Raw genomic sequence first — 13,608 nt, forward strand, 5'->3', positions numbered from 1 at the left:
GTCATCGTTGGGAGGACAGTAGCGGGTGCTGTTTGAACTGAAGCCGAACCCCGCGTTCATCCGCCGTTCACCTCTTGAAACCTTCAGGCCGCTTCCTATCTCAGCCTTGCGGACGCCCACACCGGGGTTCGCGTTTCGTCAACTGCCCGGCCCGTTGGCGGGCACCCTTTGTGACATTGCTCAAGGAGAATGTGACCATGTTTGATCTCACCCCCCTCTATCGTTCCACCGTCGGCTATGACCGTCTGGCCCGCATGCTGAACGAAGCCTCGTCCTTCGAAGCTCCCAGCTATCCGCCCTACAACATCGAGCGCATCGCTGATGACGAATACCGCATCACCATGGCAGTTGCGGGCTTCGCGCCGGAAGACATTACCGTGGAAGTGAAGGGCAATGCCCTTTCCGTCACCGGCAAGAAGGCGGAAAAGACCGAGAGCAAGGGCGAATACCTCCACCAGGGCATCGCCTCCCGCGCCTTCGAGCGCCGCTTCCAGCTGGCTGACCACGTACAGGTCAATGGCGCTGGTCTCGAGAACGGCCTTCTCCACATCACGCTGAAGCGCGAAGTGCCGGAAGCCTTGAAGCCCCGCACCATTCCGGTGAACGGTGTCGAGGCCGCCCCCAAGGTCATCGAAGCCCGCAAGGCCGCCTAACGCCGCATCGTCCGTGAACGGACTGAGGGGCGCTTCCCAATGGGGAGCGCCCTATTTCTTTGCCCTTGTTTCATTTGCATGCGCTCTCAAACTCGTTTTCAGCGCCGCTTCACCGCAAAACTGAATTCACCTGGGGACCTTTTCACAACGCCCGGGCGTTACGTGTCTCTGCAGCCTCCGGGCCCGTGCAGCAGGCAGGCCAGGGCGCGTCTGCCTGAGGAAAGGACTCACAATGGATGCATATGTCACGCTGCTCGCCGTGTTGGGCGGCGTCATTCTGGTCACAGCGTGGCTCCCGGCCGTTCTGAAGCGCCTGCCCTTGTCACTGCCCATTGCCTGCATCGCGATCGGCATTTTGCTTGCGCTCTCGCCCGTGTCCTATCTGGTCTCGTCAAATCCGCTCGAAAGCCGGATCCTCACGGAGCGGCTCACCGAGTTCGTGGTCATCGTGTCGCTCATGGGCGCCGGCCTCAAGCTGGACCGGCCATTGAGCTGGCGCGGCTGGATGTCCACCTGGCGCCTGCTCGCAATCGCCATGCCGCTCACCATCGCAGGGGTCGCCTTGCTCGGCTGGAGCATGCTTGGCCTGAGCGCGGCCTCGGCCCTGCTGCTCGGCGCTGCGCTCGCCCCCACGGATCCCGTCCTGGCAAGCGATGTGCAGGTGGGCCGGCCCAATGGCGAGAAGGAGGATGATGTCCGCTTCGCTCTCACCTCCGAGGCGGGCCTCAATGATGCCCTGGCCTTTCCCTTCGTCTATCTGGCGATCGCGCTCGCACAGCAGCCCGCCGATGGTGGGTCATGGTTCATGCATTGGCTCAGCCTCGATGTGGCCTGGCGCCTCGCGGCCGGCCTCGGCATGGGCTGGCTGGTGGGGCGGGCGCTTGGCTATCTGACGTTTCAGGCGCCGGAGACCACCCGGCTGGCCAAGACGCGGGATGGGTTTGTTGCCATCGGAACGATGTTCCTCTGCTACGGGCTCACGGAACTCGTCCATGGCTATGGCTTTCTCGCCGTCTTCGTCTCGGCCGTCACGCTGCGCTCGGTTGAGAGAAAACATTCCTATCACGAGCACCTTCATGATTTTACCGAGCAGATCGAGCGCCTGTTCATGATGGTGATCCTGGTGTTCTTCGGTGCTGCCATGGCTGAGGGGACGATCTTCGGCGCCCTGAACTGGAAGGTGGCGCTCGCCGCGGTGCTGATCATTCTGCTGGTCAGGCCCCTGAGCGCCATGGCGAGCCTCGCGGGCTATGCAGCCCCCACGGACCAGAGAGCCGTCATCGCCTTCTACGGCATCCGGGGCCTGGGCTCCTTCTATTACCTCGCCTATGCACTCGGCCATGCCGAGTTCGCAGGCTCAGCCGTTCTCTGGGCCACCGTCTGCATCACGGTCCTGTTCTCCATCATCATCCACGGGATCACGGCCACCCCGGTCATGGCCCTGGTGGACGGCCGCCGCCGCGGAAAAGAGTGGAGCAGGCCGGCGTAGGTGCAAGGTGGCCTGAGCAACTGACTTAACAACACCGTCATTCCGGCGAAGGCCGGAATGACGGGCCCAAGGCGGATGTGGGTTTCGCAGCGGCCGTCCTCAGCCAGCAGCAACAAGCTGCACAAAGCGCTCCACTTCGTCCTCGGGCGTCGCGAAGGACAGCACGAAGCGGGTGAAGATTTCGTGGTCCCCAATTGCGCCGCCCAGGCTGTCCGGCATCCAGTCATAGAACATCGCACCCGATGCCAGCAGCCGGTCATAGAGGCTGCGCGGCATCACCGCGAAAACCTCATTGGCCTCCACGGGGTTGGGAATGCGCACCGTTCCCGTCCGGGTGAGGCCCGCGGCCAGCTTCTGTGCCAGCGCATTGGCGCGCCTGGCATTCTCCAGCCACAGCCCGCCTTCAAGGTAGGCTAGCATTTGCGCGCCCAGATAGCGGCTCTTGGAAATCAGCTGGCCGGAGCGCATGCGGCGGTAGGCGAAATCCTCGGCGAGCGAAAGATCGAAGAAGATGACCGCCTCCAGCATCATCGCGCCATTCTTCGTGGCTCCGAAGGAGAGGACGTCCACGCCCGCCTTCCAGGTCAGTTCGGCAGGTGTCACGCCGAGCCCCGCCACGGCATTGGCAAAGCGTGCGCCATCCATATGCAGCTTCATGCCGCGCGGGCGGATCAGCCGAGAGAATGCCGTGACTTCGGCTGGTGAATACACCGTGCCAAGCTCTGTTGCATTGGTGAGCGATACGCCCTTTGGCTTCGGGTCATGCTCGCCGCGGATGAAGCCCTTCAGCGTCTTTTCCACCTGGGCCGGCGTGATCTTGCCGCCGGTGCCCTGAAGCCCCATGATCTTGGCCCCGCCTGTGAACATCTCGGGCGAATTACATTCATCAACCGATATATGTGCTTCCGCATTGCAGATGATGGCGCCGTAGCCGGGTGTTATGGCGGAGAGCGACAGTCCGTTTGCCGCCGTCCCCGTGGTCACCAGAAAGGCGCGGAGGTCGCAGCCGAAAACCTCCTTCAGCCTCTCTTCGGCCCGCGCCGTGAAGCTGTCCCCGCCATAGGAGGGGGAGGTCGCGGCATTGGCCTCGCTCAGGCTTGCGAGAATCTTCGGGTGGACACCATAGACATTGTCGGACGCAAAATTCATGTTGGATCAGCCCTTGAGCAGTGCTTTCAATTGAACGGTGGGATCGGCCAGAACCGCCGCTGGAGGTACTGCCCGCCTGGCGATCAGCATCTCGGCCATCTTCACGTCCCGCGCAATGGAATTGCCGGGCCCAATCCCTGAGGCGCCCACGATGCGGCCTTCGCCATCCAGGTGGAACATCACGAAAGCCTGTTCGCCCGTCTGCCGCCTGATGGTCTCAACGCCCTCCGCCGGGCTCCCGGCAATTTGCAGGGACAGCTCATACTGGTCAGACCAAAACCACGGCACGGCGAGATAGGATTTTGATCCGCCCAGCATGTTCTCCACGGCCACATTGGCCTGGTCGGTTGCGTTTCGCCACGCCTCCAGCCGCATGCGCTTGTGGCCGAACAGCCCGTGCGGGAAGGAGCAGCAGTCGCCCGCCGCGAAAATGTCAGGGTCGCTGGTCCGCAGGCCCGCGTCACAGGCAATGCCGTTCTCGATCGCAAGTCCTGCCGACTGGGCAAGCGCGATCTCGGGTGCCGCCCCGATCCCCGCCACCACAATGTCCGCCTTCACCTTGCGGCCGTCCGCCAGCCTCACGCCGCCGGTCTCAACCGCGGTCAGCGCCGTGCCGATTTCCATGGTCACGCCCGCGTCTTCATGGCGTTGCTGCACCACCCGGGCGATCTCTTCCGGAACACCCCGCATCAAAATGCGGGGCTGCGCCTCGATCAGGGTCACGACAAGTCCCAGCTTCCGCGCGCTTGAAGCAACCTCGAGCCCAATGAAGCCGCCGCCCACGATTGCGGCGGAGCGGGCCTGCCGCAGCCTGCTCCGCAAATGGTCGCCATCCGCGAAGTCGCGAAGCGTGTAGGCGAGCTCGCCGCCTTCGATCGACAGGCGCCGCGGCTTGGCGCCGGTCGCGATCAGCAGCTTGTCATAGGAAATGGCCCGCCCGTCCTCCAGCACCACCGCCTTATTCGTCCGGTCAATGGCGGTGGCCCTGGCGCCCCGCACCAGAATGGCCTTAAGTGAGGCCAGCATCCCCTCATCCAGCAGCAGAACCGGCTGCGGCTCATTCTCGTCCGTCAGCATCGCCTTGGAGAGGGGCGGCCGGTCATAGGGCAGCAGCGTCTCCTCGGTAATGAGTGTCACCGGACCCTCGAAGCCTCCGGCCCGCAGGCTCACGATGGCCCTGGCCCCCGCCATGCCACCACCGACGATCACCATCCCTGCGTCCGACATCTGCCCCAGGCCTCCCCTTGTCCGCAGGGGTGGTTACGCGATCCGGAAATGGATTGCCAGACCAGGTCAATCCGGATGTCATCCGAACTGCTACCGAAACGCTCCGTTTTTGCTCCAGAACGCTACCGTTTTTGCGTCTGAATCGCTTCGATTTCGACCGCATTGACGACCAGCGCCCGGTCGAGTTTTCCCGCAAAAAAGTCGAGCACATTCTGCACGGAGGAGACCGCCATCCGTGCTGCGCATTCATCCGTCAGGCCGGCGGAATGTGGGCTGATCAGCACCCGCTCATTGCTCAGCAGCGGGTGATCGGGGGCAGGGGGTTCAGCCGCCAGAACATCGATTCCAGCCCCGAAAAGCCTGCCTTCGCGCAGCGCGGCGTCGAGCGCCAGTTCATCCACAAGCCCGCCCCGCGCTGCATTAATAAGGATTGCGCCGGGCTTCATGGCGCGCAACTCCTCCTCCCAGATCACCGCACCTGCCACCGAGCCCGGCATGTGCAGGGACACGTAATCGGCTTCCGCCAAAGCCTTCACCAGATCGGCTGCGGGCCTTACCCCATGCTTTGCCAAAAGATCAGGTTTTACAAAGGGATCATAGGCCGTCACAGCCATGCCGAAGGCCTTGGCGAGCTCCGCCACGCGCCGCCCGATGCGGCCGAAACCGACGAGCAGCAGCGTCTTTCCGTCAAGCTCCACCGTCTCGAAACGGTTTCGCACGTTCCATTGGCCCTCGCGCGCGGCGCGGTCATGCTGTGCGGCGCGCCGCGCCACGGCCAGCATCAGCATCAGCGTGTGCTCGGCCACCGCGCGGGAGTTGACGTCGCCCACGATGCAAAGCGGAATTCCCCGTGCATTCAAGGCTTTGACGTCCACGGCGTCATAGCCGACGCCATGGCGGGAGACGACCTTAAGGCGGGGCGCCCCGGCGATTACCTCCGCCGTCATCGGCTGGGTGCGCAGCACCACGGCATCGGCCTCGGCCACGTGGGGCCGGTAGCTTTCCACTGAAACCTCATCCACCAGCGTGAAAGTCACACCACTTGCCTGTTTCAGCCGCTCGATCCCGGCGCGGTGCAGTTTTCCGGCAATCAGAATATGGGGCATTTCAGTAGCCTGTGTTCTTTGGTGCGGGCTCTGCCGAAACCTGTTGTCCGATCAATGCCTTGGTCTGGTCCACGCTGGCCTTTGCAGCCCCCGCCAGCAAGCGCACGTCATTGAGCAGCGTCACGAGATCGAAACCCCAGCCGATCGCCTTGGCGGCATAGCTGGAGGTTCCGCAATGCAGGCAGGCCTTAATCCCCGCCTCATGCGCCCTGGCCAGAATGGTCTTGATCGCCTCCACCATCTCCGGCTCCTCGCGGTCAAAGCCGGTGGGGTATTTGCGCCCCGTGAGGCCAAGGGTGAGGTCCGCCGGGCCAATGTAAACCCCGTCAAGACCTGGCGTTTTTACAATGTCTTCAAGGTTTTTCATGCCATCCGCCGTCTCGATCATGGCCAGGCAGATCACGTCCTGATCGGCCCATTTGCCATAGTCAGACCCATGTGCGAACACCGCGCGCGTCGGCCCCATGCTGCGCTGGCCGTGCGGCGGGTAGCGCATGCAGGAGACCAGGAATTCCGCCTCTTCCCGTGTGTTAATCATGGGGCAGATGATGCCCAGCGCCCCGCCGTCCAGCGCTTTCATGATGTCGCCTGCCGCAAGCCAGGGCACGCGCACCATGGGTGTGACGGGCGAAGCCTTCACCGCCTGCAGCATCGGCGCCAGTGATTCATAGCCCAGAAAGCCATGCTGCTGGTCGATTGTCACCGCGTCATAGCCTTGCTGCGAGATGATTTCGGCTGTGAAACTATTCCCGATCGAGAGCCAGGCATTGAGCACGGGCTTTCCCTCTGACCACAGCCGCCGGATATTGTTCTGTGCCATTACACCACCACCTGCGTGAGCTTCACATTCATGTAGTCCAGAATGCCTTCGGAGCCGCCTTCGCGCCCCATGCCGCTGGCCTTGATACCGCCGAAGGGGGCTTCCGCCGCGGCGAGGGCATAGGAATTAACCCCCACCATGCCGGCCTCGAGCCGTGCCGCCGCCTCGCGCATGCGGGTGGGGTCCCGCGTGAAGACATAGGCGGCCAGCCCATATTCGCTGGAATTGGCGCGCGTAAAAGCTTCGTCTGACGTGGAAAAAGAGGTGATGGCGGCAATGGGGCCGAAGTTTTCATCCCGGATCGCCAGTGCATCGTCGGGCAGTCCGGTGATCACGGTGGGTTCGAAGAAGAAGCCCTTGTTCTGGCCCTGCGACCTGCCGCCCCCGGTCTCGGTCTTGCCGCCGCGGGCCTGGGCATCCGCGACGATCTTCTCCATCGCATCGACGCGGCGCTGGTTGATGAGGGGCCCCATTTGCGTTGTCTCTTCAAGGCCATGGCCAAGCTTCAACGCCTTGGCGCGCGCGGTAAACCCGTCGACAAAGGGCTTCATCAAAGTCTCATGCACGTAGAAGCGGTCGGCCGTCACGCAGACCTGTCCGGCATTGGCGAATTTGACCGGCACTGAAAGATCCAGCACCTGCTCAAGCAGCGCGTCTTCGAAGACAAGGACCGGCGCATTGCCGCCAAGCTCCATGGAGACGCGCTTCAAGGTGCTGGCCGAGTCGCGGATCATCTGCTGCCCGATGGCGGTGGAGCCGGTGAGCGAGATCTTGCGGACCTTGGGGGAAGCCATGATCGGATCATAGGTGGTGGCGGTGGGGCCGATCACCAGATTGACGACGCCCGGCGGTACGCCCGCCTGCTTCACGCAATCGATCAGCAGCATGGCGGTGCCCGGCACCTCACGCGAGGGGCGCACGATGATGGAGCAGCCAGCGGCGAGCGCCGGGGCCACCTTGCGGGCAATCAGAAAGGCCGGGAAATTCCAGGCCGTGAAGGCCGCAGCAATACCAATGGGCTCGTGAGATATCTCAACGCGTCCGCCGGGTGCGCGGCTTTCGACCAAGCGGCCATAAATGCGGCGGGCTTCCTCCGCGTACCAGCGGAACTGATCAATCGAGAGGGCCCATTCGCGGCGCGACTGGGCGAGTGGTTTTCCGGTCTCCAGCGTCATGCGGCGGGCGGCTTCTTCGGTGCGGGCCACCATGATGCTGGCGATGGCGTGCAGCATGTCAGCACGTGACCAGGCGGGTGTGGCGCGCCAGATTTTCAGACCTTTTTCAGCGGATTCAATTGCCTCCTCGACATCGGCCACGGAGGCGGCTGGTGAGGCTCCGATGACGTCGCCGGTGGCTGGGTCGGCCACCTCGATTGTGCCTGCGCCGCCAGTGCTGCGCCAAGTGCCGCCGATCAGAAGGCCGTAAGTCTCATACATGCGCATTCATCCGTTTCTGCAACGCTTGTTGCGGCATCCTGATTGAGGCAACGATTTTTTCTTGTCAAGCCCGGGACCGCGCATTAAGCCTTGCGTTCATGGCCAACAACAAGCCCGCAGTGCCCCGGAACTATGAGGGCGTGGTGAATCTCATCACGCGGGATTATCAAGCATTCTCAACAGGTTCGCAGCAGATTGCAAGGTTTCTGACGCAAAATCCGAATGTGATCGCGCTTGAATCGATTGGTGCTATTGCCGGGAAATGTGGGGTCCATCCTTCAAGTCTGGTGCGTTTTGCGCAGGGGCTTGGCTATTCCGGCTTCAAGGACCTGCAGAGCGTATTTCAAACCAGGCTCGCCACTGCCGCGCCCGGCTTCCGGGAGCGGATCAGCGCTCTGGAAGAAGAGCTTACGCGGACCGGCGGGGAAGGCTCCAAGGGTTTCCTGCGAGACGTTGTGGTGCGCGATATCGCCTCCCTCCAGGGGCTTCTCGATACGGTGCGTGAAGAGGAGCTGGACGCAGCGGCGCGGCTGCTGACCACGGCTGACACGATCTATATTGCGGGCCAGCTCCGCTCCGAACCCCTCGCCATTCTGCTGCGCTATCTCCTCACCATGCTGCAGCGCCGGGTGGTGCTTCTCGACCCTGCGGGAGGTCTTGCGCAGGAGATGGCGCAGACGATGACAGCGCGCGATGTGCTGGTTGCAATTGCATTCCGGCACTATGCAAAAGAGGTTGTTGCCGTCGCAGAAATCGCAGATGCCACAGCCACGCCGATGATCGCCATAACCGACAGCCCGTTGTCACCACTGGCCAAGAATGCCCAGGTGCTGTTCACCGTGCCGGAAGATGAGTATTCGTTTTCACGATCCCTCGCCGCGCCCATGTCCCTCATCCAGTGCCTGGCCACCGCAACGGCTGCAATCCTCCAGCCCGAGCGTGACCCGCGCATTCCGACCGTCACCGAAATCGCACAAAATCCGAAACACCGGCTCTCGCCTCCGGCCCGGCTACAGACATAAACTGCCGCAGCTAATGGAAAAGCTGTTCCATATATTGTACGAATAGACGAAATGTTTCAAACCGAACGTCAATGGGAGTAACCCGCATGCCGACCGTCCGCTTGACCATGGCACAGGCGCTGGTGCGCTATCTGTGCAACCAGTTCACCATCATTGACGGCAAGCGCGAACCGCTGTTCGCCGGGCTTTTCGGCATCTTCGGTCATGGCAATGTGACGTGCCTTTCGGAAGCGCTTGAGGCGGTGCAGGACCAGCTTCCCACGTGGCGTGGGCAGAACGAGCAGTCCATGGCGCTGGCCGCCGTGGGCTTTGCCAAGGCGATGCGGCGGCGGCAGTTCATGGTGGCGCTGTCTTCCATCGGGCCCGGCGCCTTGAACATGGTGACGGCCGCCGGCTGCGCCCATGCCAACCGCCTGCCGGTTCTGATCCTCGCAGGCGATGTGTTCGCAAACCGCAGGCCAGACCCGGTGCTGCAGCAGGTGGAGCACTTCAACAACCCGACCACCTCGGTCAACGATGCCTTCAAGGCCGTGACGCGCTACTGGGACCGGATCACCCACCCGGAGCAGATCATCTCCTCCCTGCCGCAGGCCATTGCCACCATGCTCGACCCTGGCGACTGCGGGCCGGCCTTCATCGCGCTGTGCCAGGACACGCAGGAACTGGCCTTCGACTATCCGGAGGAATTCTTCACACCCACCGTTCACACCATCCCCCGGCTGCGGCCGGACCGTACCCGCGTGGCGAAGGCGGTGGAGCTGATCAAGTCCGCCAAGCGGCCGCTCATCATTTCAGGCGGCGGCGTGCGCTATTCCGGTGCGGAACGGGACGTGGCCGATTTCGCTCTGAAGCATGGCGTGCCGATGGCCGAGACGATTGCCGGCAAGGGTGCCGTGACGCATGACCACCCGGCCCATGTGGGCCCCATCGGCGTTGTGGGATCAACCTCCGCCAATGAGCTCGCCGGGGCGGCGGATGTGATCATCGCCATCGGCACCCGGCTTCAGGATTTCACCACCGGTTCCTGGACGGTGTTTGCCCATGATGCGCAGTTCGTCTCCATCAATGCAGCGCGCTATGATGCCGTGAAGCACCGGGCGCTGGCCGTTGTCGGAGACGCCAAGGAGACCGTGGCAGAACTAGAAGAGGCGCTCGGGGGCTGGAAGGCCGATGCGGCCTGGACCCAGAAATCCAAGACTGCCTTCAAGGCCTGGAACGATCTGGTGGACAGCTACCAGAAGCCCACCAATGCGGCGGTCCCTACCTACGCCCAGGTGGTGAGCGTTGTGAACCAGTGGGCCGCACCCAATGACACCATGGTGACGGCGTCCGGCGGCCTTCCGGGCGAGACCGCCAAGGGCTGGCGCGTCAAGAACCCCAACACCTATGACCTCGAATTCGGCTTCTCCGCCATGGGCTATGAGATCGCGGGCGGCTGGGGCCACGCCATGGCCAAGAAGGGCGATGGCGAAACCATCGTGATGGTGGGCGACGGCGCCTATCTGATGATGAATTCGGATATCTATTCGACGGTGCTGACCGGCCACAAGCTGATCGTAGTGGTGTGCGACAATGGCGGCTACGCGGTCATTAACCGCCTGCAGAATTTCAAGGGCACGCCCTCCTTCAATAATCTCATCAAGGACAGCCGGGTGAAGCAGCCCTTCGCTGTTGATTTCGCCAAGCATGCGGAATCCATGGGGGCGGCGACCCGCCATTGCGAAAGCCTGGCGGACCTCGAAGCCGCGCTCAAATGGGCCAAGACCACGGACCGCACCACGGTGATCTCGCTCGTCACCGATGCCTATGCCTGGGTTCCGGGTGATGCCGACTGGGATGTGGGCGTTCCGGAAGTCTCCGACCGTCCGGACGTGCAGAAGGCCCGCGAGCACCATGAGACGATCCGCAAGAAGCAACGCATTGGAGTCTGATTAAGATGAAAGCAAAGCTGGGCATGTCGCCCATCGCCTGGTGGAACGACGATCTTCCCGAACTCTCGGACGATGTGTCGCTGGAGGAATGCCTGCGCCAATCCCGCTCCGCGGGCTTCACCGGAATGGAGAAAGGCCGCCGCTTTCCGGAGCAGGCGTCCGAGATGCTGCCCATTCTGAAACGTGCCGATGTGACGCTGTGCGGCGGCTGGTTCTCCGGCACCATCGTCAATGAATCGATTGAGGCCAACCAGCAGCGCATCCAGCCGATGATCGATCTGTTCAAGGAGGTCGCTGCCCCTTGCATCGTTTATGGCGAAGTGGGGCGCTCCATCCAGGGCGACCGTTCGAAGCCGCTGGCCACGAAGCCGAAACTTACCGAGGCCGAGATGAAGGACTACGGCGCGAAAATGTCTGACTTCGCCTCCTGGGTCGAAGCGCAGGGCATGCCGCTGGTCTACCACCACCACATGGCGGCGGTGGTTGAAACCGAGCCCGAGCTTGACCTGTTCATGGCGAATTCCTCAATCTCGCTCCTGTTCGATGCAGGCCACATGGCCTTTGCCGGCGGCGACGTTCTGCGCTGCATCGACAAGCACCATGCGCGAATCCGCCACGTGCACACGAAGGATGTGCGCATGGATGTGATCAACGGTCTGGACCGTACGCGGGAAAGCTTTCTCGATGCGGTGATCAAGGGGGCCTTCACCGTTCCGGGCGATGGTTCGCTGGATTTCGGGGCGATCGTCAAGAAGCTCAGCTCCTATGGCTATGAAGGCTGGTTCGTGGTCGAGGCCGAGCAGGATCCCAAGACATCTCCGCCGCTTAAAATGGCGCAGGTGGGCCACAAGGAGCTGATGCGCGTGATGACGGCCGCTGGTTATGAGGTTGTGGCGTGACGCAGTCGCTTGGCATTGGCATCATCGGCACCGGCTTCATGGGAAAGGCCCATGCCTTTGCCTACCGCGCAGCACTTGCGGCCTTTCCCGACATTCCGGTGCCGCGACTTGAGATGATTGCGGATGTGGATCAAGGCCTCGCCGCCAAGGCCGCACATCAATATGGCTTTCAGCGCTCATCCGGCCATTGGCGCGATCTGGTGAATGATCCGAATGTGGACGTGGTGTCGATCACCACGCCGAACACCCTTCACCGGGAGATGGCGCTCGCGGCCATTGCGGCGGGCAAGCATGTGCATTGCGAGAAGCCGCTGTCACCTTCCCTTGCACACTCGCTTGAGATGGTGGACGCGGCGGAGAAGGCGGGCGTTTCCACGCAAGTGGGCTTCAACTACATCAAGAACCCGCTTCTCAAGCTGGCGCGGGACATGATTGCGGCAGGAGAGCTGGGCGAGATCACCGGCTTTCGCGGTATTCATGCAGAAGATTATATGCATGATCCCGAGAGCCCCTATAGCTGGCGCATCGACCCCGTTGGGGGGCCTGGCGTGATTGCGGATCTGGGTTCCCACATCATCGGCATGGCGCGGTTTCTGCTGGGTCCCATCGCCGAAGTGACGGCGGATGTGCGCACCGTTGTGGCCTCGCGGCCCGTGGCGCGCGGGGCGGCGGAGCGAAAGGATGTGCTGGTCGATGACGTGGCGCGCATCCTGGTCAATTTCGGGCGCGGCTGCGGCGGCACCATCGAAGCCAACTGGGTGGCCACGGGGCGCAAGATGCAGCTGGGCTTCGAAATATCGGGCGAGAAGGGCTCGCTGGTGTTCAGCCAGGAGCGGCTGAACGAGCTCCTGTTCTACAAGGCGGGCGGAGATGCCAGGACGAGCGGCTATGTGAAGATCGAGGCCGGCCCGCAGCACGTGCCCTATGGCCAGTTCTGCATCGCCGGCGGCCATCAGCTGGGCTTCAACGATCTGAAGACCATCGAGATTGGCGAGTTCCTGCGGGGGATCGGCGAGGGCCGCGTGTCCGGCCCTGATTTCCGGGAAGCTTACGAGATCCAGAAAGTAGTGGAGGCGGCCATTGCCGCCTCCCGTTCACGCAGCTGGGTCAAGATCAGCTAGGCCGCCACACCCGTTCCGATGGGGCAGGAGACGCCGGTGCCGCCCAGGCCGCAATAGCCGCCGGGGTTCTTGGCGAGATATTGCTGATGGTGGGCCTCCGCAAAATAGAAGGGGCCTGCCTCTGCAATCTCCGTTGTGACGGGGCCTAGACCTTTCTCCTTCAGGGCCGCCTCATAGGCCGCCTTTGCGGCCTCAGCGGCATCACGCTGGGCCGGGCTCGTCCAATAGATGGCGGAGCGGTATTGCGTGCCGACGTCATTGCCCTGGCGCATGCCCTGGGTCGGATCATGGGCTTCGAAGAAGCGCTTCAGCAGCTCCTGATAGGAAACCTTGGCGGGGTCGAAGACCACGAGTACCGATTCGGCATGGCCGGTGAGGCCGGAACAGACCTCTTCGTAGCTCGGATTGGGCGTGAAGCCGCCGGCATTGCCAACGGCCGTAACCCAGACGCCCGGCACCTGCCAAAAGGCGCGCTCGGCACCCCAATAACAGCCCAGCGCGAAGACGGCCGTCTCCAATCCGGCGGGGTAGGGGCCCTTCAGCGGATTGCCGTTGACGAAATGGCGCTCGGCCGTGGGAATGGCCTCGACACGGCCCGGAAGCGCGTCGGAAGCAGGAATCATGCGGGTTTTCTGGCGTGTGAAGAACATTGGATCAGATCCTCCTGAACTGCCTGCCCCATATAGTCACACAATCTTCTCGCTGCCACTCAACAATGCTTGATTTAAGAACACCTCTGGCTATATTCCGCCCGC

12 protein-coding genes are annotated in these 13,608 nt (G+C 62.7%); 6 read left to right on the plus strand and 6 right to left on the minus strand.

Going from position 1 to position 13,608, the window contains the following annotated elements; genetic code table 11:
- The first annotated feature begins 191 nt into the window (after positions 1 to 191).
- Together ACO06F_RS16515 and ACO06F_RS16520 are read left to right on the plus strand one after the other, a co-directional pair.
- Positions 192 to 653 carry an Hsp20 family protein gene (locus ACO06F_RS16515; RefSeq protein ID WP_421696706.1) on the plus strand — a complete coding sequence of 154 codons (462 nt, stop codon included), beginning with the start codon at positions 192 to 194 and terminating at the stop codon, positions 651 to 653.
- 232 nt (positions 654 to 885) lie between these two features.
- On the plus strand, positions 886 to 2,142 hold the full coding sequence (locus ACO06F_RS16520; protein ID WP_421693832.1) for a cation:proton antiporter: 1,257 nt from the start codon (positions 886 to 888) through the stop codon (positions 2,140 to 2,142).
- 99 nt (positions 2,143 to 2,241) lie between these two features.
- On the opposite strand, the gene ACO06F_RS16525 is transcribed toward ACO06F_RS16520, so the two are convergent.
- The 5 genes from ACO06F_RS16525 to ACO06F_RS16545 form a co-directional block, all read right to left on the minus strand.
- Positions 2,242 to 3,291: a threonine aldolase family protein gene (locus ACO06F_RS16525; RefSeq protein WP_421693833.1), complete on the minus strand. Its 1,050-nt coding sequence runs from the start codon at positions 3,289 to 3,291 to the stop codon at positions 2,242 to 2,244.
- Positions 3,292 to 3,297: 6 nt separating this feature from the next.
- On the minus strand, positions 3,298 to 4,518 hold the full coding sequence (locus ACO06F_RS16530; RefSeq protein WP_421693834.1) for an NAD(P)/FAD-dependent oxidoreductase: 1,221 nt from the start codon (positions 4,516 to 4,518) through the stop codon (positions 3,298 to 3,300).
- A 122-nt stretch (positions 4,519 to 4,640) separates the two neighbouring features.
- Positions 4,641 to 5,624: a hydroxyacid dehydrogenase gene (locus ACO06F_RS16535; RefSeq protein ID WP_421693835.1), complete on the minus strand. Its 984-nt coding sequence runs from the start codon at positions 5,622 to 5,624 to the stop codon at positions 4,641 to 4,643.
- 1 nt (position 5,625) lies between these two features.
- Complete coding sequence (locus ACO06F_RS16540; RefSeq protein ID WP_421693836.1) at positions 5,626 to 6,444, minus strand: HpcH/HpaI aldolase family protein; 819 nt, start codon at positions 6,442 to 6,444, stop codon at positions 5,626 to 5,628.
- Positions 6,444 to 7,880: an NAD-dependent succinate-semialdehyde dehydrogenase gene (locus tag ACO06F_RS16545; protein ID WP_421693837.1), complete on the minus strand. Its 1,437-nt coding sequence runs from the start codon at positions 7,878 to 7,880 to the stop codon at positions 6,444 to 6,446. Before ACO06F_RS16545 ends, ACO06F_RS16540 begins: the two co-directional genes overlap by 1 nt.
- 98 nt (positions 7,881 to 7,978) lie before the next feature.
- On the opposite strand from ACO06F_RS16545, the gene ACO06F_RS16550 reads away from it, so the two are divergent.
- The 4 genes from ACO06F_RS16550 to ACO06F_RS16565 all read left to right on the plus strand — a co-directional run bounded on the left by ACO06F_RS16550 (position 7,979) and on the right by ACO06F_RS16565 (position 12,853).
- Positions 7,979 to 8,902, plus strand: a complete 924-nt coding sequence (locus ACO06F_RS16550) for a MurR/RpiR family transcriptional regulator (protein WP_421693838.1) — start codon at positions 7,979 to 7,981, stop codon at positions 8,900 to 8,902.
- A gap of 86 nt (positions 8,903 to 8,988) precedes the next feature.
- Positions 8,989 to 10,833 carry a 3D-(3,5/4)-trihydroxycyclohexane-1,2-dione acylhydrolase (decyclizing) gene (gene iolD, locus ACO06F_RS16555; RefSeq protein ID WP_421693839.1) on the plus strand — a complete coding sequence of 615 codons (1,845 nt, stop codon included), beginning with the start codon at positions 8,989 to 8,991 and terminating at the stop codon, positions 10,831 to 10,833.
- A gap of 5 nt (positions 10,834 to 10,838) precedes the next feature.
- On the plus strand, positions 10,839 to 11,732 hold the full coding sequence (gene iolE, locus ACO06F_RS16560) for a myo-inosose-2 dehydratase (protein WP_421693840.1): 894 nt from the start codon (positions 10,839 to 10,841) through the stop codon (positions 11,730 to 11,732).
- A gap of 38 nt (positions 11,733 to 11,770) precedes the next feature.
- The gene (locus tag ACO06F_RS16565; RefSeq protein ID WP_421696707.1) at positions 11,771 to 12,853 is read left to right on the plus strand and encodes a Gfo/Idh/MocA family protein; all 1,083 of its coding nucleotides are present in this window, start codon (positions 11,771 to 11,773) and stop codon (positions 12,851 to 12,853) included.
- Here ACO06F_RS16565 and msrA read toward each other — a convergent pair.
- Positions 12,850 to 13,503 (minus strand): peptide-methionine (S)-S-oxide reductase MsrA, encoded by a 654-nt coding sequence (gene msrA / locus ACO06F_RS16570; RefSeq protein ID WP_421693841.1) that lies wholly within the window; start codon positions 13,501 to 13,503, stop codon positions 12,850 to 12,852. The two genes, ACO06F_RS16565 and msrA, sit on opposite strands and share 4 nt — an antisense overlap.
- Positions 13,504 to 13,608 lie beyond the last annotated feature (105 nt).

The sequence above is a fragment of the Aestuariivirga sp. genome (assembly GCF_965227715.1).
Taxonomy (GTDB): Bacteria; Pseudomonadota; Alphaproteobacteria; order Rhizobiales; family Aestuariivirgaceae; genus Aestuariivirga.